This window comes from Burkholderia sp. 572, assembly GCF_040545135.1.
GTDB classification, from domain to species: domain Bacteria; phylum Pseudomonadota; class Gammaproteobacteria; order Burkholderiales; family Burkholderiaceae; genus Burkholderia; species Burkholderia cepacia.
Window position 1 is genome coordinate 476308 of the sequence record NZ_JBEPLH010000002.1, and the last position, 23455, is coordinate 499762.

Below are 23455 nucleotides of genomic sequence, written 5' to 3' on the forward strand. Positions count from 1 at the left end.
TACCGACTGAAAAGCCGCGGGTGTCGCGCGCCGTTCGTCCACGCAAGCGGCCCGGCATGGTGCGGCGACATTTCAGAACAACAACGGAACCGCCATGACGCTTACCCGAGCCATCGGCAAATCGGCTGCATGGATCGTCGGTATCGTCGCGGTGCTCATCGCGGCGGCCGGCGTCTTTCTCTTTACATTCGACTGGAACCGCGCGAAGCCGTGGGTCAATGAACAGGTGAGTGCCGCACTCGGCCGCCCGTTCGCGATCAACGGCGATCTCAAGGTCGGCTGGCGCCGCCCCGACGGCGAAACCGGCTGGCGTGCCTGGGTGCCCTGGCCGAGCTTTTCGGCCACGCAACTCGAGATCGGCAACCCCGACTGGGCGAAGACGCCCAAGTTCGTCACGCTCGATGCCGCGCACTTCGACCTCGCGATCCTGCCGCTGCTCGCGCATGAAATCGTCATTCCGTCGATCGACGTCGTGAATCCGGCCGTCGACCTCGAGCGCCTCGCCGACGGCCGCAACACGTGGACCTTCCAGTTCAAGCAATCGTCACAGCCGTCGCCGTGGAAAGTGCGGCTCGACAGCTTCGGCTTCGCGAAGGGCACCGTCACGTATCGCGACGCGATCACGAAGGCCGACCTGACCGTCGCGATCGATACGCTCGGGCAGCCGATTCCGCTCGGCGATGTGCTGAAGGAGCAGGAGCAGACGTCGCGCGCGGCATCCGCGCAGCGTGTCGGCAAGCGCGGCGCCGCGCAACTGAGCGCGAAGGCCAACGCGGAAGCCGCATCGGGCGCGTCCGCCGCGCAGGCCGCGAGTGCGGCGTCGGGGCTGGGGGCTTTGGCTGCATCTGCGGCGGTATCGGCTTCGTCGTCGTCCGCTTCATCGGCGTCGGTCGCCGCTTCCGCTTCTCCTGCAAGCGGCGCAAGCGGCGCCGCGGCGCCCGCGAAGCCGTCCGGCCCGACCTATGCGTTCGGGCTGAAGGTCGACGGCCGCTACAAGAACGTGCCGATCAGCGGTACCGGCAAGCTCGGCGGCGTGCTGGCGATCCAGGATGCGTCGCGGCCGTTCCCGCTGCAGGCCGACGTGAAGGCCGGCGACACGCGGCTCGCGATCGTCGGCACGCTGACCGATCCGATGCATCTCGCGGCGATCGACCTGCGGCTGTGGCTGCAGGGCACGTCGATGTCGCACCTTTACCAGCTCACCGGCATCACGCTGCCCGACACGCCGCCTTACGCGACGGAAGGGCGGCTGATCGGCAACTTCAAGCGGCGCGCGAGCACGTTCCGCTACGAGAACTTCAACGGCCGCGTCGGCGGCAGCGATCTCGGCGGCACGCTGGTGTACGAGCAGCGCGAGCCGCGGCCGAAGCTGTCGGGCGAGCTCGTGTCGAACCTGCTGCAGTTCTCGGACCTCGCGCCGGTGATCGGCGCGGATACGGCCGCAAGCAAGGCCCGGCGCGGCGACACGACACGCCAGCCGCCGGGCCGCGTGCTGCCGGTCGAGACGTTCCGTACCGATCGTTGGCGCGAGATCGACGCGGACGTCAAGTTCACGGGCCGCAAGCTGATCAAGAGTTCGAACCTGCCGATCACGAACCTGTACACGCACATCGTGATGCAGGACGGCGTGCTGTCGCTCGAACCGCTGCAGTTCGGCGTCGCGGGCGGTACGCTCGCGACGACCGCGCACCTCGACGGCAGCGGCGCGCCGTTGAAGGGCCGCTTCACGGTGGCCGCGCGGCACCTAAAGCTCAAGCAGCTGTTCCCCACGCAGAAGGTGATGCAGTCGGCGCTCGGCGAGATCAACGGCGACGCGTCGCTGTCGGCGACCGGCAACTCGCCGGCCGCGCTGGCCGCGACGTCGACCGGCGAAGTGAAGGCGCTCGTCACGGACGGCCGCATCAGCCGCCTGCTGATGGAGGCGGCGGGGCTGAACGTCGCGAACGTCGTGTACGAGAAGCTGTTCGGCAACAATGACGTGAAGATCAACTGCGCGGCAGTCGACTTCGTCGCGACCAACGGGATGCTCGACCCGAAGGTATTCGCGCTCGATACCGACGACGCGCTGATCAACGTCGACGGCCCGATCAGCCTGCGCGACGAAACGCTCGACCTGAAGATCCATCCGCATACGAAGGGTTTCCGGATCTTCTCGCTGCGCTCGCCGCTGTATGCGAAGGGCACGTTCAAGGATCCGAAGGTCGGCGTCGACGCGGGCGCGCTCGCGCTGCGCGCCGGCGCGATGGTCGGCCTCGGCCTGATCAACCCGTTCGCGGCCTTGATCCCGCTGATCGCGCCGAGCAACAACAAGGACGTGCCGTGCTCGGAGCTGTTCGGGCAGGTGAAGGCGACGGCGGCCCAGAAGGCCGCCGCGAAAGCCGGCAAGTGACGGATGTGCGGCCGATGCAACCACCCCGTGCGCGGCGCAGGCTTGCAACGACCTGCTGCCTGGCCGTATCGCCCTGGCGAACCGTGTCGACCGTTCGTGGCGCGTCAGCTACCCGCGCGCGCCCACAGCAGCACGGCGTCGACTTCCCGGCCGTCGATCCGCACGGGGCCGACGGTGCCGAGCTGCAGGCGATCGCCGTCGAGCCTGAAGACCCGCTGCTGCACGTTGCCGATCCAGTTGGGGAACAGGCTGACGTCCATTTCGTGGGTCAGCGTGCCGTCGTCGTCGAGATGAAAGGGGCCTGAATAGGCAATGTAGCCGCGTGCGGCGGCCGTGCACTCGCTCTCGGTGCCGCGGTGCAGATCGCCGCTCGCGTACGGCGGGCGGCCGGCAGCCATCAGCTGGGCCGACATGTAACCGTCCCGCGTATAGAGAATCCAGCCGCGCGCGTCGCGGCCGAGCGGATAGGTGACGGCGCTGCCGTCGCGCGGGCGGATTTCGTAGGACACGAGGCGCCACGCGCCGACGAGTTGTTCGCGAAGCTGGCTGGCAAGCATGCGGGATTCCTGTCAGGCGGCGGCGGGGCGCGGGCCGTCGCGTTGACGGGCCGCCGGGCGGCTGTCCAGGGGGCTGGAATGCGCTGCCGGAACGGTGTGGTCGGCAGTTTCTCCGACACCTGCTAAAATACACGGTTTTCCGTCGATTTATCCTTTAACGGGACCTGCCGTGCTTTCTACTGCCAACATCACGATGCAATTCGGGCCAAAGCCCCTGTTCGAGAACATCTCGGTCAAATTCGGCGAGGGCAACCGCTATGGTCTGATCGGCGCGAACGGCTGCGGCAAGTCGACGTTCATGAAGATCCTGGGCGGCGACCTCGAGCCGAGCGCCGGCAACGTCGCGCTGGAGCCGAACGTGCGCCTGGGCAAGTTGCGCCAGGACCAGTTCGCGTACGAAGACGTGCGCGTGCTCGACGTCGTGATGATGGGCCACACCGAGATGTGGGCCGCGATGACCGAGCGTGACGCGATCTACGCGAACCCGGAAGCCACCGACGACGACTACATGCACGCCGCCGAGCTCGAAGGCAAGTTCGCCGAATACGGCGGCTACGATGCCGAGGCGCGCGCGGGCGCGCTGCTGCTCGGCATCGGCATCGAGGAGAAGTTCCACAACGGCACGATGAGCGACGTCGCACCGGGCTGGAAGCTGCGCGTGCTGCTCGCGCAGGCGCTGTTCTCGAAGCCGGACGTGCTGCTGCTCGACGAACCGACCAACAACCTCGACATCAACTCGATCCGTTGGCTCGAGCACACGCTCAACGAGTACAACTCGACGATGATCATCATCTCGCACGATCGTCACTTCCTGAACTCGGTGTGCACGCACATGGCCGACATGGACTACGGCACGCTGAAGGTCTGGCCGGGCAACTACGACGACTACATGCTCGCATCGGCACAGGCGCGCGAGCGCCAGGCCGCGGCGAACGCGCGCGCGAAGGAGCGCGTGGCCGAGCTGCAGGACTTCGTGCGCCGCTTCTCGGCGAACAAGTCGAAGGCCCGTCAGGCAACAAGCCGCGCGAAGCAGATCGACAAGATCAAGATCGAGGAATTCAAGCCGTCGTCGCGTCAGAACCCGTTCATCCGCTTCGAGTTCGAGAAGAAGCTGCACAACGTCGCGGTGGTCGCGGAAGACATCACGAAGAAGTACGAGCGCACGATCTTCCAGAACTTCAACCTGTCGGTGCAGCCGGGCGAGCGGATCGCGATCATCGGCGAGAACGGCGCGGGCAAGACGACGCTGCTGCGTTCGCTGCTCGGCGCGCTCCCGCTCGAGCACGGCACGGTGAAGTGGTCCGAGAACGCGAATGTCGGCTACATGCCGCAGGACACGTACGAGGAGTTCCCGAACGACATCACGCTGATGGACTGGATCGACCAGTACCGCAAGGACGGCGACGACGAAACGATGGTGCGCGGCACGCTGGGCCGCCTGCTGTTCTCGTCGGACGACATCAAGAAGTCGGTGAAGGTGCTGTCGGGCGGCGAGAAGGGCCGCATGATCTGGGGCAAGCTGATGCTCGGCCGCCACAACGTGCTGCTGATGGACGAGCCGACCAACCACATGGACATGGAATCGATCGAGTCGCTGCAGATTGCGCTCGAGCAGTTCGAAGGCACGCTGATCTTCGTGTCGCACGACCGCGAATTCGTGAGCGGGCTGGCGAACCGGATCATCGAAGTGCGTACGGACGGCACGCTGTTCGACTTCGGCGGGAATTACGAGGAGTTCCTGACGAGCCAGGGGCAGGAATAAGTGTCCTGAGGCTTCCTCCGGCCAAGTGCCGCGGCTGGACAGGCAAGCAGTGCCTCCAGCCGTCCCCACGGAGCGAACCGCCGGAAGTAAATCGGGCCCGCATCGACAGCGTTGTCGATGCGGGCTTTTTCATTTCCGCTTGCCGCGTGGCCCGGCAGCGTTTCTCATTCCTGTTTCCTCCCGCGAATCGACTTCGGGTAAATTACCCACCGAACGCCAATCATCATTCCCCATTTCGACCCGGAGCCGCCCCCGATGCCGGACCATCCTCTCCCGCTCGACCTGTCCGGCCTTGCGCAAAGCCTGTACGCGCAGGGCACCGAGGAAGGCATCCTGTCGCGCCTGATGGAGCGGATCGCGCCGGTCAACCGGTTCTGCGTCGATATCGGCGCCAGCGACGGCCTGCGCAACAGCAACACCGCCCGGTTGCTGCGCGAACAGGACTGGGCCGGCGTGCTGGTGGAAGGCAGCGCGTACCGGTTCGGCAAGCTGGCCGCGCACTACGCGGGTGCAGAGCGCATCCGCCTGTATCACGACCGCGTCCAGCCCGACACGGTCGATCATCTGCTCGCCGACGCGAACACGCCGACCGACTTCGACCTGCTGTCGATCGATATCGACGGCAACGACTACTGGGTCTGGCGCGGCCTGCAGGCGTTCAAGCCGCGCATCGTCGTGATCGAATACAACCCGTACTACACGCCGCCCGAGCGTTGGGTCATGTGCTTCAACCCGGATCACGAATGGGACGGCTCGACCTATTACGGCGCGAGCCTCGAATCGCTCGTGCACCTCGGCAGGCAGAAGGGTTATGAACTCGTCTGCTGCGACGACATGGGCAACAACGCATTCTTCGTGCGGCAGGACCTGTATCCGCTGCTCGGCATCGCGAACAACGATCCTTCGGTGCTGTTCCGGCCCGCGATGTACAAGCTGCGCTATGTCGGACACAACACGTTCCTGACCGGTCATCCGTATCGGCACGGGCCGGCCGAGCACATCTGAATGGGCCCGCTCGCCGCGACCTTCGACGAGATCCTGGAAGCCTGCGCGCTCGGCCGTAGCGGGCCGCCGCGCCAGGTCAGCGAACGCGTATGGCATCTGCCGACCGATGACGGCGGCGTAGCGGTCAAGCTCTACGCCGCCGGGCATCAGGCGCGTGCGGCCAGGGAAGCCGCGGTGCTCGCGCACTTCGAGACGCACGGCGATACACGTTTCCATGTGCAGGCGCTGAAACGCACGGCAGCCGGCGCACCGCTGTGGACGGGGGCGAACGCCCACGCGATGCTCACGCGCTGGGAAACCGGGCAGTTCAGAACCTACGACACGTTTTCGCCGGCCGAATGGGAGGCGCTCGGCGCGAGCCTGGCCGCGTTGCATCTGAGTCTCGAACGGCTTCAGCTGCCATCGCTCGACACGATCCGTGCGCGGTTGATCGCGATCGACGCGGATGCGGTGCGCCGCAGTTTGCTCGATGCGCTGAATCACGCACGCTCGAACGAGAACGCCGCGAACTTGCGCCGCTACGTCGATCTCGCGCTGCGCATGCTCGACCGCTACTATCCGGGCAGCATCGACGCGTTTCCCGCCGACGATCCGCAGCACCCGATCCACAACGACTACAACCAGTTCAACTATCTGTTCACGGGCACGCTGCCGCCGCTGATCCTCGACTGGGAAGCGACGATCGGCGCGCCGCGCGAATACGAACTGGTGCGTTGCCTGAATCATTTGCCGCTGGAAGCGCCGCAGCTGGCGGAAGCGTTCGTGCGCGCATACTTGCGGGTGCGGCCGGTGGATCCTGCACGCATTGCCTGGGCGGTCGATGCCGCATGCCTGCAGCACGCGCTGAAGCTCTGGATCGTGCAAGGCTGGCTCGACGACCCGTCGCGTTTCGCGTCGCATCTGAGCGGCGCGGTGACGATGGCATCCGCGATGGTGGATGCCCGCGACCGCCTGGTCGATTTCTTTTCCCGTTGCATCGAAGCAGGACGCTGAAGTGAATTCGAACCTGAACCGGATGCCGCATCCGACGTCGCCGCCGGGCGAGCGGCAGCACGTATTTCCGCCGCCGCTGGATCGCGACTACCGTGTCGAGGACGGGCGCGTCCTGACGCGCTCGCTGGAAGCGCATGTCGTCGACCACTGCAACCTGACGTGCGCGGAATGCTGCTCGCTGTCGCCGCTTCTGCCAGAGTGGTACGCGAGCCCGGCATCGCTCGAGGCCGATCTGCGCCGTGCGGCGAAGGTGCTGCGCCCGCGCATGTTCAAGCTGGTCGGCGGCGAACCGCTGCTGCATCCGGCGCTCGTCGAGCTCGTCGAGCGCGTGCGCGCCACGGGTATCGCGCCAGTGATCTCCGTCACGACGAATGGCCTGAAGCTCGGCGAGATGACGGACGCGTTCTGGCAGGCGGTGGATGCGCTGACGATCTCGCGCTATCCGAAGCCGTCGCTTTCGGCCGACCTGGTCGCGCACATCGAGCACCAGGCCACGCGCTTCGACGTGCGCCTGAACTGGAAGGTGCAGGACGTGTTTACGACGATGAACCGTGCACAGCCCGGCACCGACCGAGACGCCGCGCAGCGCCTCTATCACGATTGCTGGATTCGCGAGCGCTGCCATATGATTCGCGACGGCATGTTCTACACGTGCACGCGCCCGGCGCATTTCCACACGCTCTACAAGGGCGAGAAGGATTTTCGATCCGACGGCCTGCCGCTGCGCGACGACGCGGACATGCTCGACGCGATGCTCGCCTATCTGCAACGCGAGGCGCCGCTCGAAGCGTGCCTGCATTGCCAGGGCGGCAGCGCGCCGGTGGCGCCGCATCGCATCCTCAAACGCATTGAAGTGGACTCCTTGAAGGCTCGTTATCCATGATCGTCGGCACGCGCGACCTGTTCGGCTTCGACCGGCTTCACTACCATCCGCGCAGCGGCACGGCGGCGTCCGGCATCCGGGCCGTCCTGCGCGCGTCGGCGCAACCGGCCGGCGAGCCGGACGCGGCGGCCATCGCGGGCTATCTGAGCGGCGAGCGCCTGGTCGGCCGCACCGTGCTGCGCGACGTGCGCGCGGTGCCGCCCGGCCATGCGCTGATCCGTTCGCCGCAAGGGCTGGCCGTTCAGCCGGCACCCGGGCGGCCGCAGCACGCGGATCTGGAAACCGTGCTGCGCGCGTCGCTGCAACGTGCGCTCGACAGCGGCAAGCGCGTTGCGCTGGCGTTGAGCGGCGGGCTCGATTCGGCGCTGCTGCTTGCGCTGCTGCGCGAACTCGGCGCGCAGCGGCACGTGACGTCCTACATTCTCGTGACCGACATGCCGGACTATTGCGAACGCGATGCGGCACTCGAACTGGCCGGGCAGATGCAGGCGAACGTGAAGCTCGTGCGCGTGAACGAGGCGGATTTCGTCGCGGCGCTGCCGAGAACGACCCATGCGGTCGAGGAGCCGATGTTCAACCTGCATCCGGTCGCGAAGCTGTTGCTGGCCGAGGCGATGGCCGCGGACGGCGTCGAGGTGGCCATCACCGGCGACGGCGCGGACCAGGTGCTGCGCCGCGACCAGTCGGCCAACTATCTGCCGCTGTGCCATGCGTTGTTCGACGCGGCGTCGGTCGACCTGCATCCGCCGTTCGTCGACGATGCCGTCGTCGCGCATCTGACCAGCATCGCCCCCGATCCGGACAAGCAATGCCTGCGCGATCTCGGTGCGCGCCTGAACCTGCCGGACCGGCTCGTGCATGGCCCCAAGCGCGGCCGGCTTGCCCCGGCGATGGATCTCGCGACGCTGCTCGATCGCGACCGCACGCACGCGCTGGCCGACACGCTCGGTCTGGACGCGCCCACGCTGCAAACGGACAACGAACGCGTGCTGTGGACGACGCTGTCGCTGATCCTCGATCATTTCAACCGCCTCGACACTCCCCTCGATGCCGCGCATCGCCCAACCTGAGCCGCTCATGAAACGCATCCTGTTCTGCGTGGTGCCCGAGAAAGGGCACGTCAATCCGTGCATCGGCCCGGCCCAGCATCTGCGCGCCGCCGGTTGCGACGTCACGTTCTATGCGCCGGCCGACATCAGCGCCCAGCTCGACGGCGCCGGCGGCTTCGCGTTCGTCGGGCCGCGCGAGACACCCGAGCGTCACGACCTGTCGCGCGGCGCGAGCTTTGCCGCGAACATCCGCGACGCGGACTGGCTGCGGCACTGGATCCGCACGCTGCTGATCGACCTGGCGCCCGCACAGGTGGACGGCATCCGCGCGGTGCTGCGCGACTGGCGGCCCGATGTGGTCGTGATCGATCCGCTGCTCTATGCGGCGGCGATCGCCGCCGAGCTGGAGGGGCTGCCGTGGGTGGCGATGTCGAATTCGCTGAATCCGGTGCTGCCGGACGATCTCGACTCCGAATTGCTGCGCACGGTGCGATGGCTGGCGCCGGAACGCACCCGGCTGTTCGCGCGCTACGGGCTCGATGCACGCTTTCGCGGTTGCGACATCCTGTCGCCGCACCTGACGCTCGCGTTCACGACCGACGCGCTGGTCGGCGCGCCGCCGCCCGGTGTCGAACTGGTCGGCCCCGCGCTGCCGTCCGGCCCGCGTGGCGACGAGACGCCGTTCCCGTGGGAGCGCCTCGATGCCGATCGTCCGCTCGTCTACATGTCGCTCGGCAGCCAGCTTTATTACCATCCCGATGTGTTCGCGAAAGTCATCGAGGCGGCGCGTGCGACGCCGGCGCAACTGGTGTTGTCGGTGGGCGAGCTGGTCGATGCGGATCTGCTGCCGGCCGACGACGCGCGTGTCATCGCGGTGCGTTACGTGCCGCAACTGGCGCTGCTGCGACGCACGCACGCGTTCGTCAGCCATGGTGGCGCGAATTCGGTGATGGAGTCGCTCGCATGCGGCGTGCCGATGTTGCTGTCGCCGTTCTGCAACGACCAGTTTCATTCGGCGCACTTCGTCGAGCGGGCCGGCGCGGGGCGCGTGCTGGATCTGCAGCACGCCGGCGTGGCCGAGATTGCCGATGCGCTCGCGTGCCTGTTGCGCCCCGGTTCGTTGCGCGAGCAGGCGGCGCGGATTCGTGCGAGCTACGCGCGTGACGGCTCGGCGGAGGCCGCGCGCCTGATCAGCGAACTCGCTTCAGGAAACCGCCTGGCGACAGCGTCATGAGTACGCGGTCTTCGATGTCGTAGTCGACCTCGAACCGGTCGTCGCGGTCGAGATAGTCGCGCACGGCGGTGGCCGGGTTGTTGCCTTTGCCGTACGGCTTGCCGTCGAACATCGACGCGGGCAGGTATTCCATGACGGTATCCATCACGATCGCGTAGCTGCCCGGCGTCACGAGCGGCGCATAGCATTCGAGTTCGCGCAGCACGTGCGCGTGGGTATGCGTGAGGTCGAGGATCGCCATCACGCGCGCATCGTGCGGGATCTGCGCGCGTACCGATGCGAGCGTGTCGGCCGCGCACGACTCGCCTTCGATCAGCACCATGCGATCGGCGAGCCGATGCGACTGCAGGCGCTGCCTGACGTCGTCGCGCAGGCGCGGCTCGATCGCGACGACACGGCCGCGATCGCCGTTCAGCGCCAGCATCGACGCGGAGAACACGACGCCGCCGCCCGCCGCGATGCCGGTCTGCACGATGCAGTCGGGACGCTCGCGCCAGATCAGTTCCTGGAGCGCGAGCATGTCGCCGGGCAAGTGGAAGAAGCGCTCGCCGAGCCAGCGCGTCTGGAACAGGTGGTCGAATTCGGCGGCGCGCGTCAGCCATTCGATGTTGATGTCCCGCATGCGGGTCGAAGGACGCTCTGACATGGTCAATGCAACGAGTAGGAGTGACGTGAAAACGCTGGAACCGTGGCTTCACCGGTATTGGAACATCGGGCCTGCACGCATGCAGGCGCTGGCGTCGGGCCATACTAACAAAACGTATCTCGTCGAGTGCGATGCGGGACGCGCGGTGCTGCGCGTGTCGTGGTCCGGCAAGCCGGTCGGACAGGTGGATCGCGAGGCGGCGATACTCGGTCATCTCGGTGATACGCGGACGGCGCCGATGCTGCCGGCGCTACCGCGCCTGCGGCCGACCGTCGACGCGCAATCCGGCGTGCGACTGCCTGACGGAAGCTGGCTGCATCTGTTCGAGCATATCGACGGCAGCCCCGGCCTGCCGGACGAAGCGGAGGCGGGCGCGATCGATGCGATGCGTGCGCTCGCGCATCTGCACGAGGCGCTGGCGGCGATACCCGTGACCGAATCGGCGCCGCTGGCCTGGCTGTCGGCGCGGCACGCACGCGTTGCCGCGCGTGCCGCGCCGCCGTTGCCGGGAGACCTGGGCGACCGCTACGGGACGATGATCCGTCGGATCGGCGCGCATCTCGACGCTGCCGCACGCTGGCTGACGGGGACGGTGCACTGGCTGCACGGCGACTATCACGCGGGCAACCTGCTGTACGTGGGGGGCGCCGTGAACGGCGTGCTCGATTTCGACGACGTCGGGCAGGGCGCGCAGTGGCTCGAAGCGGCGTTTGCGCTGTTTGCGCTGTCGCGCGATGCGGGCCGGGACGATCGCTTCGTATTCGACGCGCGCCGCTGGGACGCCGGCCTGCGGGCCTATGCGGCGACGCGGCCCGATGCCGTGCCTGACTGGATGCACGACCGCCGCGACGCGCTGATGGCCCTGTTCTGCGCGGACCAGACGCTGATTCACCTGGAAGCCGCACAGCGCGGCCTGTGGGTGCCGGGGCCCGGCATCGGTTTTCTCGGCGGCTGGCGGCAGTTGCTGGATGGCGCTGCGCCCTGACGCCGGCCGGATGCCACGTCAGCGCGGCCGATTCAGGAACAGGCGCACGGCTTCGACCGTATTGGGCCGCGCCTCGCCGTGCCGCGATCCGTCGTGCATGCAGAACAGTACGTCGCGCCGCCGTGCCGTGCTGGCGTCGACATGGGCGCACATCGCGTCGAACAGCGCCTGCGGCGACGGCGCCGGCCGCTGCCAGTCGTCGAGGATCGCGGTCCAGCCGGTATGTTCGCGTTGCAGCCGTGCGAGCACGCGGGCGCGACTGTCCTGCGGCATCAGTCCATAAGGCAGGCGCAGCGGGATCGCATCCGGTGCGGGCACGCGGGCCTCGCGATAGGCATCGCGGATCAGCGCGTCGGTCGTCTCGATCTCGTCGATCAACGCGTCGTCCGACAGCGTGCCCGGCTTCGCGTGCGAACGGGTGTGATTGCCGAGCCGGTGGCCTTCGCGCGCCATGCGTGCGGCCACATCGAGCGCGCCTGCCAGATTCCGGCCGAGCAGGAAGAAGGTCGCGCGGCACGACGCGGCATGCAGGACGTCGAGCAGGAGGGGCGTCGACGGGCCGGGGCCGTCATCGAAACTGAGGCAAATGGGCATCGCAGGTGGGTGCGCCGTTCAAGGTGTACCGGGGGAACGATAGCGCAAGTCGCGGCGAGCGGCAGCCGCCGGCCGGCTACTCGCGCGGCTCGATGGCCAATGGACAGGTGCCGACCCGACGCAAGCGCGTACCGGTCCATTCGTAGAAGAACCGGGCCGCCTTCGCGTCGTTGTAGTCGCAATCGTCGTTGAAGCAGCCCGCGACGATCAGCAGCGTGCTGCCGGGCCGGAAATCGACGCGCTCCTCGTCGTTGCCCATCACGCCTGCGATGGCCTGTACGCCGGGCATCGTGTACGTCGCGCCCGTGTACTTGTCGACGATCGCGAAATTCCGGCAATCCGTTCCGCAACCCCAGGTCGCGACGCGGTAGTGGCCGGCAAAGTTGGCCGGCTGCGTGAATTCGTCGCGAATGATGGTGCGGTAGAGGCGGGCTTCCCTGGTGGTCAGGCGTGGTGCCGCGGCGGGCTTGCGCGGTGCGCTTGCGGCGGGTGCCGGATAGCGCTCGAACGACGGCGAAGGGCACGCGGCGGCGGCCGTGGGCGTGGCCGCGCCGGCGGTGCCGCCGCCGCAACCCAGCGCGGCCGCTGCGCCGGCGAACAGCAGAAATCGATGGGCAAGCGTCACGCGAGTGTCCTTCATGTTCGGGATCGAGATCGGGCCGGAGGGTCCGGGCGGCCGGCGACGACGATTCTATGACGCTTCGCGCGCGCGGGCGACCCGGGGCGGGCGATCGCGCGCGGATGCAAAACCGGCATGTCCGCACGCGGCTCGCCGTCAAGCTTTGTCAAATCGTGGCGATATCACGATGCCTGACGTTTCAGGCCGCCTCCGAAGGCTGTCATGCACGGGTTGATTGAGTATCCTTGGACTCGATTCGCGGTACTCACGCGGTCACAACCGGGAGGCTTCACATGAATGCACGTCTATACCGCGCGACCATTGCCGGTGCGCTGATCGGATTGCTCGCGCCGTTTTCGGTGGCGCATGCGCAGCTGGGCGATGTCCTGAAGCAGGTCGGCGGCGGGGGCGATTCGGGCGGCAGCGCGGGCGGTGCGCTCGGCAACCTCGGCGGCATCGGTGGCGCGTTGACGGGCGGTGGCGGTTCGTCGCTGATGCCGGGCAGCACCGGCAACGTCGCGGGCCTGCTGCAGTTCTGCATCCAGAACAACTATCTCGGCGGGGCATCCGGCAGTGCGTCGTCGGTGAAGGACGCGCTGATGGGCAAGCTCGGCGGCAACGCGTCGTCCGACAGCGGCTATACCAGCGGCGCGAGCGGTGTGCTCGACGCCGGCAATGGCAGCAAGCTCGACCTGAGCGGCGGCGGACTGAAGCAGCAGGTAACCAGACAGATCTGCGACAAGGTGCTGACGCAGGCGAAATCGCTGCTGTAAGCGCGCCTCGCGATTCGGGGTGCGGTGCGCGACGTACCGCACCCGTCCGTCTTTCAGGCTGACATTCCCGTCAACGACAGGAGCGCGGCGCCGCGCGTGCCGTCCCGATCGTCAATCGGCCAGCCGCTTGTCGGCGAGCGCCTTGCAGCAGTCTTCGTAGACCCATTGCACGAGTTTCGCCCGATAGTCGAGGTCGTCGGTATCGACGATTTCCTCGACCGCGTCGCGCGCCCACGACGCATCGACGAACCCGGCGTGCCGCTTGGCGATGTCCTGCGCGAGCGCCGCGAGCTTGGCGATCGCGAGCCAGTCGGCCTGACGGTGATGGCGGTCGAGCCAGCGGTGCGCGGCCTGGACCTGGAACGTGGCGTCCGGCCACGATTCGTTGAGGTAAAACGCGCCGAGGTTGCCGCAGGTGAGCCAGCAAAGCAGCTCGAGGCGGTCTTGCGAGCCGAGGGTATGGGGTGCGTCGGACATGGCAGCGCTCACGAAATACACGGATTCCGGGCGGCGCCGGTTGCAACGGGCCGGTGCCGATAGTAAAAACATAGCACGATGCGGGCCCGGCCGCGCACCCGGGCGGATGCTGACATGGCGGTGGCGAAACGGACGCCGCGCCGGCGCGGATGGCCGACGGCGGAATGAGGGAGCGGCGGGAACGAAAAGTGCGCGAGCGCGTGAGGAACGACGCGGGAAGATGCGGCCGGGGAGTGACCGGGAAGCGACCAGAAAGCGGTCGCTTGCGCCGCGAAGTGGGCCCGTCGCCGGGCCCCCGCAGCCCGGCGCGCGGGCTGGCGGATGAGCGGATTCAGGTCGCCGTGTGCGTGGCGCGCGCGATCGAGCGGATGCTGCGCTCGACGCGGATCAGGATGATCAGCACCGCGAGCGACACGAACGAATACAGCGCGACGAGCGCGGCGACGCCGGCGAAGCGCGCGGTCTGGCCGTTCTCGGCGGCCGTTTCTTCGGCGGCCTTCTTCTCATTGTCGATCGCGGTCCGGCGTGCGTCGTAGCGCTCGGAGAAGTCGCGCATGACCGCCGACACGACGTCGGTGTATGCCTGCTCACGCGCATATTCGTCACCGTGCCCGGTGACTTTCTTCTTGACGCTGGCCGCGACGTCCGCGCGTGACAGCACCTTGTCGAGATACGCGATCTGCTGCTCGTAGTACGCGACTTCCGGATGGTCGTCGTCGCCGAGCACGCGCTGGAACGACGGCTCGTACGCGTCGCGATCGACCGCGTAGTCCGGCGACAGGGCCGCCCGGCCGTGCTTCTGCACGATGCCCGACAGTTGCGTCGACAGGCGCAGCGCGGGCGACGCGTTGTTGTCCTTCGCTGCCGCGCCGCCGGCGGCCGGCGTGGCCTTGGCGGTTGCGTCGTTCTCCCACGCGAACGATGCAGGATCGACCTGGATGGCCGAATCGACTTTCGGCGGTTTCGACAGGCGCGCATCGAGTGCGATCGCGCCGAATATGACCCCGCCGATCAGGACCGCGGTCGCGAACAACAGCACGATCACGCGCAATACCTGAAGATAGCCGCCCTCGATTTTGGTCAGGATGCTCAAGGCATTCTCCTTTCTTATGATGAATGAGGCGCCGAGGCTAAAGACCTTTCCAATAGCTGTCAATCGTCACACCGGCCGGCCGAAACGCTCGCTAGAATGTCGGCTTTCCTGGAGGCGGAAAACGATGAAAATCTACGACCAGTTCTATATCGACGGCGCGTGGCGCAAGCCGGCCGGCACCGGTACGATCGACGTGATCGACTCGGGCACCGAAGCCGTGATCGGCCGGATTCCGGAAGGCGTCGCGTCCGACGCGCAGGACGCGATCCGCGCGGCGCGCGCGGCCTTCGACGCGTGGGCGGCCACGCCGGCCTCGACGCGCGCGGGCTACCTGCGCAAGATCGTCGAGCATCTGCAGGCGCGCAGCGAGGAGCTCGCGCAGTCGATCACCGGCGAAGTCGGGATGCCGATCAAGCTGTCGCGCGCGATCCAGGTCGGCGGCCCGATCTACAACTGGAAGGCGTACGCGAAGCTTGCCGAGTCGTTCGAGTTCGAGGCACAGGTCGGCAACTCGCTCGTCGTGCGCGAGCCGGTGGGTGTCGTCGCGGCGATCACGCCATGGAACTACCCGCTCAACCAGGTGACGCTGAAGGTCGCACCGGCGCTCGCGGCCGGCTGCACGGTCGTCCTGAAGCCGTCCGAAGTCGCACCGCTCAATGCGTTCATGCTTGCCGAAGCGATTCACGAAGCCGGGCTGCCGGCCGGCGTGTTCAACCTCGTGTGCGGCTACGGCCCGGTGGTCGGCGAGGTGCTGGCCACCGATCCGGACGTCGACATGGTGTCGTTTACGGGCTCGACGCGCGCCGGCAAGCGCGTGGCCGAGCTGGCGGCCGCGGGCGTCAAGCGCGTTGCGCTCGAGCTCGGCGGCAAGTCGGCGTCGGTGATCCTCGACGATGCCGATTTCGCGGCGGCGGTGAAGGGCACGGTCAACGCTTGCTACCTGAACGCGGGGCAGACCTGCTCGGCGCATACACGGATGCTGGTGCCGGAAGCCCGCTACGACGAAGCGCGCGCGATCGCGAAGGCCGCGGCCGAATCGTACGTCGCGGGCGACCCGCGGCAGGATGCGACGCGTCTCGGCGCGCTTGCGTCGGCCGTGCAGCAGCAGCGCGTGCAGGACTACATCCAGCGCGGGATCGACGAAGGCGCGGAGCTCGTGACGGGCGGCACGGGCCTGCCGGAAGGGCTCACGAAGGGCTTCTTCGTGAAGCCGACCGTGTTCGGCCGCGTCGATCCGAAATCGACGATCGCGCAGGAAGAAATCTTCGGGCCGGTGCTGTCGATCATCACGTATCGCGATGAGGACGAGGCCGTGCGGATCGCGAACGATTCGCCGTACGGGCTCGGCGGCGCGGTGTGGGCCGGCAGCGACGAACGCGCGATGGGCATCGCGCGCCGTATCCGCACCGGGCAGGTGGACATCAACGGCGGCACGTGGAACGGCGCCGCGCCGTTCGGCGGCTACAAGCAGTCGGGGCATGGCCGCGAGAACGGCGTGTACGGGCTCGAGGAATATCTCGAGTACAAGTCGATGCAGCTCAAGCCCGCGAAGCCTGCCTGAGCGCTTCGCGCCGCACGAACCGAAAACGGCACGCTGGTGCCGTTTTTTTATTGACGGTCGTCAAGGTGCGCGGCGGTGGATCGTCGATCATCGCGGTTCCGATGTTCCGACGAGGTTTCAGATGACCGTACGCACTTCCTTTCCGCCGCTGACGATCCGCGGCCGCACCTTGCTGCCTGTCGTGCAGGGCGGCATGGGCGTCGGCATTTCCGCGCACCGGCTGGCGGGCAGCGTCGCGCGCGAAGGCGCGGTCGGCACGATCGCGAGCATCGACCTGCGTCACCATCATGCGGACCTGCTCGCGCGTTGCCGCGCGCAACCCGATCGCGCGACGCTCGAGGCCGCGAACCTCGAGGCGCTCGCCCGCGAGATCCGTCTCGCGAAGACCTACAGCGAAGGACGCGGGATGATCGCGGTCAACGTGATGAAGGCCGTGAGCGCGCATGCGGACTACGTGCGGGTCGCATGCGACGAGGGCGCGGATGCGATCGTGATGGGCGCGGGCCTGCCGCTCGACCTGCCCGATCTCACGCAAGGACACGACATCGCGCTGATCCCGATCCTGTCGGACAGCCGCGGGATCGCGCTCGTGCTGAAGAAGTGGATGAAGAAGGGGCGCCTGCCCGACGCGATCGTGATCGAGCATCCGGCGCATGCGGGCGGCCATCTCGGCGTCACGCAGATCGACGACATGCACGACCGCCGTTTCGATTTCGCACGCGTGCTCGACGAGACCGCGCAGGTGATGGCATCGCTCGGCATCGCACGCGAAACAATCCCGCTGATCGTTGCGGGCGGGATCAACAGTCACGACACGGTGCGCGCGGCGCTCGAGGCCGGCGCGAACGGCGTGCAGGTCGGCACGCCATTCGCGGTGACGGAAGAGGGCGATGCGCATCCGCACTTCAAGCGCGTGCTGGCCGACGCGACGCCCGACGACATCGTCGAATTCGTCAGCGTGACGGGGCTGCCCGCACGCGCGGTGAAAACGCCGTGGCTCGATCGTTACCTGCGCAACGAGACGCGCATCCGCAACAAGCTCGGCGCGCTGAAGCAGCGCTGCCCGACCGCGCTCGAATGCCTGAGCGTATGCGGCTTGCGCGACGGCATCGAGAAGTTCGGCCATTTCTGCATCGACACACGGCTGGCGGCGGCGCTGCGCGGCGACGTCGCGAACGGGCTGTTCTTCCGCGGCCGTGAGGCGTTGCCGTTCGGCCGTGCGATTCGCAGCGTGCGCGACCTGCTCGACCTGCTGCTGACGGGCTGTGCGACCGAGCCTGCGGCAAACCGTCCCACGTTTACGCTGGCTTGACGGATATCAAGACGATGAAAAGACCCTACGAGGAGAATGGGAACCATTCTTTGGGGGTCCGTACCATGCATAAAACGATTCGAACTTGTGTTACCGCTGCCGCCGTTGCGGCCAGTTTCGCCGCGATGCCTTCGCTGTCGCACGCGGCCTCGCCGGGCGACGGCATCAACCAGGGCGACGTCCTGGTCCGGCTGCGTGCGATCAGCATCCAGCCGAACGAACGCGCGAGCGACACGCTGGGCGCGCTCAACGTCGGCGTGAACAACGCGATCGTGCCCGAGCTCGACTTCACGTACATGATCCGCGACTACCTCGGCGTCGAACTGATTCTCGGCACGTCGCGGCACCAGCTGACGTCGAGCCTCGGCAATCTCGGCGGCGTGGGCGTGCTGCCGCCGACGCTGCTGCTGCAGTATCACTTCAACCATGCCGGCAAGGTGCGTCCGTATTTCGGCGCGGGCGTGAACTACACGTACTTCTACAACAACGGGCTCAACGTCGGCGGGCAGGGCGTGTCGATCAACAAGAGCAGCTTCGGCCCGGCATTGCAGTTCGGCGTGGACGTGCAGTTGACGAAGAAGGTCTTCATGAACGTCGACGTGAAGAAGATCTGGATGAGCACCGATGCGACGCTCGGCGACAAGGGCATCGGCACGCTGCACATCGATCCGCTGATCGTCGGCGTGGGCGTCGGGATGAAGTTCTAGACGCGGCGGGAAAGGAACAGAAACAGAAACAGAACAGAGTTGGGGTTGGCGGCATGGCGGTCTGCATGCCGCTTTTTTTTGCGCGGCGGATTTACAGCTTGTCGTACTGGAAGCGCATCGCGGTGCCTTCGCGCTGGATGCGCTCCCATACCGCGCGCTTTTCGTCGTCGCTCAGGAACACCCAGTTCGACACTTCGGCCGCCGTGCGGCCGCAGCCCTTGCAGACTTCGTCGAAGAGGGTCGAGCACACGCCGATGCAGGGGCTGTCGGGCAGGTCGTGGAGATTGGAGGCCATCGGAGGGGTTCACGCAGTTGAATCGTCAGCCGCCATTTTAATGCATCGCGGCCGGTCGGTCGGACGGGCGCGGCCGGCATGCCGTACCGGTGCAGCGGCGTGACAGTACGGCCGGGTTCGGGCGCGGCCGCCGCACGGCTCGCGTCCGGCCGGCGAACGCGGTTTCGTCGCCGCCCGTCTTTCCCGGTGGACAGCCGCCGATTACCCGATAGAATTCCCCGGGAACGTCCCGCCGCACGGGCCGCCTGACCGGCCGGCAGCGGGATATCTGTTCCGTTTGCGCGACACCGGCATGATTTTTTTGTGACGGGGCGCGAATGATGGTAGTTTTCGGGGTTTTCGAGGGGCGGCGCGCCAGAATGCGCCGCCATGACGAGGCAGACGGCAGCCGGGCAACGTGTCCGGCCGGAGGGAGAACGGGATGAAAGCAAAGGTAGTGGGCCGGTTCGCAGCGCTCGCGCTGTGCGTGGGTGCATCGGCGGCAGCGGCGAAGGATACGCAGCTCAATGTCTATAACTGGTCGGACTACATTGCGAAGGACACGATCCCGAACTTCGAGAAGCAGACGGGCGTCAAGGTCCGCTACGACAACTACGACAGCGACGATACGCTGCAGGCGAAGCTGCTGACGGGCAGCTCGGGCTACGACATCGTCGTGCCGACCAGCAACTACGCGGGCAAGCAGATCGCCGCCGGCATCTTCGCGCCGCTCGACAAGTCGAAGCTGCCGAACCTCAAGTACCTCGATCCGCAGCTGATGGCGCTCGTCGCCGGCGCGGATCCGGGCAACAAGTTCTCGGTGCCCTGGGCGTACGGCACGACCGGTCTCGCGTACAACCTGACGAAGGCGCAGCAGGCGCTCGGCAAGGTGCCGCTCGACAACTGGGACATCCTGTTCAAGCCGGAAAACATCTCGAAGCTGAAGACCTGCGGCGTGTCGGTGCTCGACGCGCCCGACCAGATGTTCGCGGCGACGCTGCACTACATCGGCAAGGATCCGATGAGCACGAACCCGGCCGACTACAAGGCCGCGATGGAAGTGCTGAAGAAGATCCGCCCGTACATCACGCAATTCAACTCGTCGGGCTACATCAACGACCTGGTCGGCGGCGACATCTGCTTCGCGTTCGGCTGGTCGGGCGACGTCGTGATCGCGAAGCATCGCGCGATCGAGGCGAAGAAGTCGTACAAGGTCGAGTACTACATTCCGAAGGGCGGCGCGCCGGTGTGGTTCGACGTGATGGCGATCCCGAAGGACGCGAAGAACAAGGAAGCCGCGCTGGAGTGGATCAACTACATCGAGGATCCGAAGGTGCACGCGGCGATCACGAACGCGGTGTACTACCCGAGCGCCAACGCCGAGGCCCGCAAGTACGTGCGGCCCGACGTCGCGAACGACCCGGCCGTCTATCCGCCGGCCGACGTCGTGAAGACGCTGTTCCTGCTCAAGCCGCTGCCGCCTGAAATCCAGCGTCTGCAGACGCGTCTGTGGACCGAGCTGAAGTCGGGCCGCTGACGCGAGCCGGCGTTCCCAGCAGTCATGAAGCCCCTGGTGCCCCCGGGGGCTTTGTTCGTTCAACGCAGGAGAGATGCAGCACATCATGAATAGCCAGTCGGGTGCGCCGGTCGCGGGCGCACCGTCCTCCGTTTCCTCCTCTGGCGCCGATGCGCGCGCCGAGAACTTTGTCCAGATCGTCGACGTCGTCAAGAAATTCGGCGACACCGAAGCCGTGCGCAGCGTCAACCTGACCGTGCGCCAGGGCGAGCTGTTCGCGCTGCTCGGCAGCTCGGGCTGCGGCAAGTCGACGTTGCTGCGGATGCTCGCGGGCCTCGAGACGGTCACGTCGGGCAAGATCCTGATCGACGGCGAGGACCTCGCGCAGATGCCGCCGTACAAGCGGCCCGTGAACATGATGTTCCAGTCGTATGCGCTGTTCCCGCACATGTCGGTCGAGTCGAACGTCGCGTTCGGCCTCAAGCAGGAAGGCACGCCGAAGGCCGAGCTGAAGGAACGCGTGGCCGCGGCGCTCGAACTCGTGCAGATGAGCAAGTACGCGAAGCGCAAGCCGCACCAGCTGTCGGGCGGCCAGCAGCAGCGCGTCGCGCTCGCGCGCTCGCTGGTCAAGCGCCCGAAGCTGCTGCTGCTCGACGAGCCGATGTCCGCGCTCGACAAGCAGATCCGCCAGCGCACGCAGATCGAGCTCGTCAACATCCTGAACAAGGTCGGCGTCACCTGCATCATGGTCACGCACGACCAGGAAGAAGCGATGACGATGGCCAATCGCCTCGCGGTGATGAGCGAAGGCCAGATCGTGCAGATCGGCTCGCCGAACGAAGTGTACGAATACCCGAACAGCCGCTTCTCGGCCGAATTCATCGGCTCGACGAACCTGTTCGAAGGCGTGACCGTCGAGGACGAACCCGACCACGTGTACATCGAATCGCCGGAGCTGCCGAGCCGGTTGTACGTGAGCCACGGGATCTCGGGCCCGCTCGGGATGCCGGTCACGGTGTCGGTGCGCCCCGAGCGGATCGCGCTCACGCGCAAGCCGCCCGAAGGCGCGTTCAACTGGGCGCGCGGCCGGATCGGCAACGTCGCGTACATGGGCGGCTATTCGCTGTATCACGTGAAGCTCGACGGCGGCAAGACGGTGATCGCGAACGTGTCGAGCCTCGCGATTTCGGAGCTCGACACGCCGTCGCTCGGCGACGAGATCTACGTGCGCTGGAGCGCGACTGCCGGCGTGGTGCTGACGTCATGACCTCGTTCAAGTCCATGCTCTCGTGGCCGGTGCGGCGCTTCAACCTGACGGGCGCCACGGCGGTCGTGGCCGGCCCGTTCACGTGGCTCGTGCTGTTCTTCCTCGTGCCGTTCGTGCTGGTCGTCAAGATCAGTTTCGCGGAGCTGCAGCTCGGCATCCCGCCGTACACGGAGCTTGCGTCGTACGCCGACGGCGTCGTGCACGTCGCGCTGAACCTGTCGCACTACGCGTTCCTGTTCACGGACAGCCTGTATTTCGCGACCTACGTGAACTCGGTGTGGGTGGCCGCGATCACGACGCTGCTGTGCCTGCTGATCGGCTATCCGATGGCGTACTACATCGCGCGCTCGAACCCGGCGACCCGCAACCTGCTGATGATGGGCGTGATGCTGCCGTTCTGGACGTCGTTCCTGATCCGCGTGTACGCGTGGATCGGCATCCTGAAGAACAACGGGCTGCTGAACAACTTCCTGATGTGGATCGGCCTCACGCATACGCCGATCGAGCTGTATCGCACCAACTACGCGGTGTACATCGGGATGGTGTATTCGTACCTGCCGTTCCTCGTGATGCCGCTGTACGCGCACCTGGTGAAGATGGACCTGCGCCTGCTCGAAGCCGCGTACGACCTCGGCGCGAAGCCGTGGAAGGCGTTCGTGCAGATCACGCTGCCGCTGTCGAAGAACGGGATCATCGCGGGCTGCCTGCTCGTGTTCATCCCGGCGGTGGGCGAGTACGTGATTCCCGAGCTGCTCGGCGGCGCGAACACGCTGATGATCGGCCGCGTGATGTGGAACGAGTTCTTCAACAACGCAGACTGGCCGATGGCATCGGCCGTGACCTGCGCGATGGTGCTGCTGCTGCTCGTGCCGATGGCGATGTTCCAGCACTTCCAGGCGAAGGAGCAGGGAGGCCGTCGATGAAGCCGAATCGTTACCTGCAGTTCGCGGCGCTGTTTGCCGGCTTCGCGTTCCTGTACATCCCGATCATCAGCCTGATCGTCTATTCGTTCAACGAGTCGAAGCTCGTCACCGTGTGGTCGGGGTTCTCGTTCCGCTGGTACTCGGCGCTCGTCGAGGACGACGAGCTGCTGACGGCCGCGTGGCTGTCGCTGAAGATCGGCGTGCTGACCGCGTTCGCGTCGGTGATCATCGGCACCTGGGCCGGTTTCGTGCTCGCGCGGATGGGGCGTTTTCGCGGTTTCGCGCTGTTCAGCGGGATGATCAACGCGCCGCTCGTGATTCCCGAGGTGATCCAGGGGATCTCGCTGCTGCTGCTGTTCATCGAACTGGCGAAGTGGATCGGCTGGCCGGCCGAGCGCGGCATCTTCACGATCTGGCTCGGCCACGTGATGCTGTGCATCTCGTACGTCGCGATCATCGTGCAGTCGCGCGTGCGCGAGCTGAACCCGTCGCTGGAAGAGGCCGCGCTCGATCTCGGCGCGACGCCGCTGAAGGTGTTCTTCACGATCACGCTGCCGCTGATCTCGCAGGCGCTGATCGCGGGCTGGCTGCTGTCGTTCACGCTGTCGATCGACGACCTCGTGCTGTCGGCGTTCCTGTCGGGCCCGGGCTCGACGACGCTGCCGCTCGTGGTGTTCTCGCGTGTGCGCCTCGGGCTGAACCCGGAGATGAACGCACTCGCGACGCTGTTCATCGTCGCGGTGACGGCCGGCGTCGTGATCGCGAACTTCGTGATGCTGCGCCAGGAGCGCAAGCGGATGGCGGGATTCGCGACCTGACGCCTGAACGGCGTCTGC

At 66.8% G+C, this 23455-nt stretch carries 23 protein-coding genes; 16 read left to right on the plus strand and 7 right to left on the minus strand.

Translation table 11 applies throughout. The features are described from left to right. Positions 1-94 precede the first annotated feature (94 nt). Positions 95-2389: an AsmA family protein gene (locus ABIC51_RS05875; RefSeq protein ID WP_175852617.1), complete on the plus strand. Its 2295-nt coding sequence runs from the start codon at positions 95-97 to the stop codon at positions 2387-2389. A 104-nt stretch (positions 2390-2493) separates the two neighbouring features. On the opposite strand, the gene ABIC51_RS05880 is transcribed toward ABIC51_RS05875, so the two are convergent. After that, positions 2494-2946, minus strand: a complete 453-nt coding sequence (locus ABIC51_RS05880) for a lipocalin-like domain-containing protein (RefSeq protein WP_027787280.1) — start codon at positions 2944-2946, stop codon at positions 2494-2496. Positions 2947-3115: 169 nt separating this feature from the next. On the opposite strand from ABIC51_RS05880, the gene ABIC51_RS05885 reads away from it, so the two are divergent. From ABIC51_RS05885 to ABIC51_RS05910, 6 genes are all read left to right on the plus strand, one after another. Next, complete coding sequence (locus ABIC51_RS05885) at positions 3116-4708, plus strand: ABC-F family ATPase (protein WP_027787281.1); 1593 nt, start codon at positions 3116-3118, stop codon at positions 4706-4708. A 255-nt stretch (positions 4709-4963) separates the two neighbouring features. Beyond that, positions 4964-5713 (plus strand): FkbM family methyltransferase, encoded by a 750-nt coding sequence (locus ABIC51_RS05890; RefSeq protein ID WP_060084949.1) that lies wholly within the window; start codon positions 4964-4966, stop codon positions 5711-5713. Next, entirely contained in the window at positions 5714-6706 is a 993-nt protein-coding gene (locus ABIC51_RS05895) for a phosphotransferase enzyme family protein (RefSeq protein ID WP_175899114.1), read from the plus strand. Between the two features lie 22 nt (positions 6707-6728). After that, positions 6729-7589, plus strand: coding sequence for a 4Fe-4S cluster-binding domain-containing protein (locus ABIC51_RS05900; protein ID WP_264165547.1), 861 nt, complete (start codon positions 6729-6731; stop codon positions 7587-7589). Continuing rightward, on the plus strand, positions 7586-8659 hold the full coding sequence (locus ABIC51_RS05905; RefSeq protein WP_119337121.1) for an asparagine synthase-related protein: 1074 nt from the start codon (positions 7586-7588) through the stop codon (positions 8657-8659). Before ABIC51_RS05900 ends, ABIC51_RS05905 begins: the two co-directional genes overlap by 4 nt. Positions 8660-8666: 7 nt before the next feature. Continuing rightward, positions 8667-9872, plus strand: a complete 1206-nt coding sequence (locus ABIC51_RS05910; protein WP_175852619.1) for a glycosyltransferase — start codon at positions 8667-8669, stop codon at positions 9870-9872. Here the strand turns inward: ABIC51_RS05910 and ABIC51_RS05915 are convergent. Then, on the minus strand, positions 9829-10518 hold the full coding sequence (locus ABIC51_RS05915; protein WP_146252767.1) for a cephalosporin hydroxylase family protein: 690 nt from the start codon (positions 10516-10518) through the stop codon (positions 9829-9831). The two genes, ABIC51_RS05910 and ABIC51_RS05915, sit on opposite strands and share 44 nt — an antisense overlap. A gap of 25 nt (positions 10519-10543) precedes the next feature. Here ABIC51_RS05915 and ABIC51_RS05920 point away from each other — a divergent pair, with 25 nt between their 5' ends. Beyond that, on the plus strand, positions 10544-11503 hold the full coding sequence (locus ABIC51_RS05920; protein ID WP_146252935.1) for a phosphotransferase: 960 nt from the start codon (positions 10544-10546) through the stop codon (positions 11501-11503). Between the two features lie 18 nt (positions 11504-11521). On the opposite strand, the gene ABIC51_RS05925 is transcribed toward ABIC51_RS05920, so the two are convergent. Next, the gene (locus ABIC51_RS05925; protein WP_027787289.1) at positions 11522-12097 is read right to left on the minus strand and encodes a polysaccharide deacetylase family protein; all 576 of its coding nucleotides are present in this window, start codon (positions 12095-12097) and stop codon (positions 11522-11524) included. 76 nt (positions 12098-12173) lie between these two features. Then, complete coding sequence (locus ABIC51_RS05930; protein WP_146252934.1) at positions 12174-12722, minus strand: hypothetical protein; 549 nt, start codon at positions 12720-12722, stop codon at positions 12174-12176. Positions 12723-13009: 287 nt separating this feature from the next. Between ABIC51_RS05930 and ABIC51_RS05935 the strand changes: the two genes are divergently transcribed. Further along, positions 13010-13489: a YjjA family protein gene (locus ABIC51_RS05935; RefSeq protein WP_027787291.1), complete on the plus strand. Its 480-nt coding sequence runs from the start codon at positions 13010-13012 to the stop codon at positions 13487-13489. Between the two features lie 111 nt (positions 13490-13600). Here the strand turns inward: ABIC51_RS05935 and ABIC51_RS05940 are convergent, their stop codons facing one another. Further along, positions 13601-13966 carry a hypothetical protein gene (locus ABIC51_RS05940; protein ID WP_027787292.1) on the minus strand — a complete coding sequence of 122 codons (366 nt, stop codon included), beginning with the start codon at positions 13964-13966 and terminating at the stop codon, positions 13601-13603. Positions 13967-14297: 331 nt separating this feature from the next. Next, the gene (locus ABIC51_RS05945; RefSeq protein ID WP_175852621.1) at positions 14298-15059 is read right to left on the minus strand and encodes a hypothetical protein; all 762 of its coding nucleotides are present in this window, start codon (positions 15057-15059) and stop codon (positions 14298-14300) included. Between the two features lie 124 nt (positions 15060-15183). Here ABIC51_RS05945 and ABIC51_RS05950 point away from each other — a divergent pair, with 124 nt between their 5' ends. From ABIC51_RS05950 to ABIC51_RS05960, 3 genes are all read left to right on the plus strand, one after another. Then, complete coding sequence (locus ABIC51_RS05950) at positions 15184-16620, plus strand: aldehyde dehydrogenase family protein (protein WP_060314100.1); 1437 nt, start codon at positions 15184-15186, stop codon at positions 16618-16620. A gap of 121 nt (positions 16621-16741) precedes the next feature. Beyond that, positions 16742-17932 (plus strand): NAD(P)H-dependent flavin oxidoreductase, encoded by a 1191-nt coding sequence (locus ABIC51_RS05955; RefSeq protein ID WP_027787295.1) that lies wholly within the window; start codon positions 16742-16744, stop codon positions 17930-17932. Between the two features lie 65 nt (positions 17933-17997). Then, positions 17998-18639, plus strand: coding sequence for an OmpW/AlkL family protein (locus ABIC51_RS05960; RefSeq protein ID WP_027787296.1), 642 nt, complete (start codon positions 17998-18000; stop codon positions 18637-18639). A gap of 91 nt (positions 18640-18730) precedes the next feature. Here the strand turns inward: ABIC51_RS05960 and ABIC51_RS05965 are convergent, their stop codons facing one another. Next, positions 18731-18934, minus strand: coding sequence for a DUF1289 domain-containing protein (locus tag ABIC51_RS05965; protein WP_021159754.1), 204 nt, complete (start codon positions 18932-18934; stop codon positions 18731-18733). 421 nt (positions 18935-19355) lie between these two features. Here ABIC51_RS05965 and ABIC51_RS05970 point away from each other — a divergent pair, with 421 nt between their 5' ends. From ABIC51_RS05970 to ABIC51_RS05985, 4 genes are all read left to right on the plus strand, one after another. Continuing rightward, entirely contained in the window at positions 19356-20450 is a 1095-nt protein-coding gene (locus tag ABIC51_RS05970) for a polyamine ABC transporter substrate-binding protein (RefSeq protein ID WP_027787297.1), read from the plus strand. A gap of 85 nt (positions 20451-20535) precedes the next feature. Further along, positions 20536-21696: an ABC transporter ATP-binding protein gene (locus ABIC51_RS05975; RefSeq protein ID WP_048022911.1), complete on the plus strand. Its 1161-nt coding sequence runs from the start codon at positions 20536-20538 to the stop codon at positions 21694-21696. Further along, on the plus strand, positions 21693-22619 hold the full coding sequence (locus tag ABIC51_RS05980) for an ABC transporter permease subunit (protein ID WP_027787299.1): 927 nt from the start codon (positions 21693-21695) through the stop codon (positions 22617-22619). The genes ABIC51_RS05975 and ABIC51_RS05980 overlap by 4 nt, the downstream gene beginning before the upstream one ends. Next, entirely contained in the window at positions 22616-23437 is an 822-nt protein-coding gene (locus tag ABIC51_RS05985) for an ABC transporter permease subunit (protein ID WP_027787300.1), read from the plus strand. The genes ABIC51_RS05980 and ABIC51_RS05985 overlap by 4 nt, the downstream gene beginning before the upstream one ends. Positions 23438-23455: the final 18 nt, after the last annotated feature.